Origin of the sequence: Helicobacter japonicus (assembly GCF_000762845.2) — a bacterium.
Lineage (GTDB): Bacteria > Campylobacterota > Campylobacteria > Campylobacterales > Helicobacteraceae > Helicobacter_C > Helicobacter_C japonicus.
In genome coordinates this window covers 1-1,660 of the sequence record NZ_JRMQ02000039.1, presented here as the reverse complement: position 1 = coordinate 1,660, position 1,660 = coordinate 1, and the positions used below count along the sequence as shown (strand labels likewise).

General features: G+C 28.3%; 4 protein-coding genes. All 4 read right to left on the bottom strand.

All coding sequences use genetic code 11. The annotated features are described in order from the left end of the window. The coding region (locus LS65_RS09675) for a hypothetical protein (protein ID WP_138129873.1) at positions 1 to 407 on the bottom strand (407 nt) is incomplete at its 3' end. Position 408: 1 nt separating this feature from the next. Continuing rightward, positions 409 to 810, bottom strand: a complete 402-nt coding sequence (locus LS65_RS09670; RefSeq protein ID WP_034363926.1) for a hypothetical protein — start codon at positions 808 to 810, stop codon at positions 409 to 411. Continuing rightward, complete coding sequence (locus tag LS65_RS09665) at positions 807 to 1,268, bottom strand: hypothetical protein (protein ID WP_138129872.1); 462 nt, start codon at positions 1,266 to 1,268, stop codon at positions 807 to 809. Before LS65_RS09665 ends, LS65_RS09670 begins: the two co-directional genes overlap by 4 nt. Beyond that, a partial coding sequence (locus LS65_RS09890) for a hypothetical protein (RefSeq protein WP_161976273.1) occupies positions 1,268 to 1,660 on the bottom strand: 393 nt, incomplete at its 5' end. The genes LS65_RS09890 and LS65_RS09665, both read right to left, overlap by 1 nt.

Below are 1,660 nucleotides of genomic sequence, written 5' to 3'. Positions count from 1 at the left end.
GTAGCAGAGAATCCGCTTAAGGTATTAGCTTGATGAAATTTAATCTTATATCTTTTAGCAAAGTTTTTAGCTTGAATTTCACTAAATTCACCATTGAGTTTATCTAAATTAAAACTATCTTTAGCTTCATTTTTCATTTTTGTAAAAATATCATCGCCTTTTTCAAGATTTACCAATACTTCGTGGTTGTAATATTTTTGATTCACTATATGTTCTAAAGTAATTTCTATTTCTTTATATCCTCTAGGATATTTTTCATCTTTGATTTTATCGTTTTTTGAATCTAATTCATAAATCTTTCTAGGGATATTATTAGAATCTTTAAGGAAATCAAAGTAAAAATAGGAAGCTTGTGCAAGTTCGGCATAATCTCTTAGATTATTGATTTGAATTCTTGTTTTTTCCATATTATCTCCAAAGTTTTTCTATATAAAACATAAGAATCTTTTTTATCCCAACAAGATATAGCCATATAAATGGCAAATTCAATACTAACAATATTGATACCATATCACGGAATATCACAAACAAAACAAATGCCACTATAGGAATAAGCAAATATAACACATATCTTTTAAAAAATAATTTAAAATCATTGATATAAGCATTATTTTCATCGCACCAAATTTCAAAATCAACAGGAATTTTAAAAATACATAGAAAATATAAATAAGGCATAACAGCTAATACTAAAGTAAAAAAAAGGCTTCCAAGAAAGTCGGGTTCGTATGCCATTCCTAATAACATAATAAATATCAAGACGCAAAATCCTAACCAACCAATATATAAAATTTTAAAAAATGTTTTCATTCCGTCCCCCTAAACCCTACCACAAACCTATCCTCTTGTATGTCATAGAATAAAGTAGCAGAGAATCCGCTTAAGGTATTAGCTTGATGAAATTTAATCTTATATCTTTTAGCAAAGTTTTTAGCTTGAATTTCACTAAATTCACCATTGAGTTTATCTAAATTAAAACTATCTTTAGCTTCATTTTTCATTTTTGTAAAAATATCATCGCCTTTTTCAAGATTTACCAATACTTCGTGGTTGTAATATTTTTGATTCACTATATGTTCTAAAGTAATTTCTATTTCTTTATATCCTCTAGGATATTTTTCATCTTTGATTTTATCGTTTTTTGAATCTAATTCATAAATCTTTCTAGGGATATTATTAGAATCTTTAAGGAAATCAAAGTAAAAATAGGAAGCTTGGGCTAGTTCAGCATTGTCTCTAAGTTTGTTAATCTGTTGTTTGTTATTCATTATTCACTCCCATTGGTGTCATATTTTTTTGCTACATCAACACAAGCTAATCTTCCCTCACCCCAATAAAATCCACTTCCTTCATTGCCGTCTGGATAAAAACGCTTCGTGTGCCAAGAAGCATAGATTGACATTTGATTGGTATTATACTTACTTATTGGTGATTCATTACTTAAAAGACTTGCTGCTATTCCTAAACGAGAATTTATTTCCTTTGTTTGTGTTAAAGCCTCATATTCATAGATGCCTTTTTTATAGTCTCCACTAGTTTCTTTCAGTTTCCAAATTTTCCTATTCAACTCCTCCCAATCCAATGTATCCAAGCTTGTATCAAAATACTTTAGAATCTTATTATACTTTTCCTCATTGTTTGGCAATTCATTTAATTCACA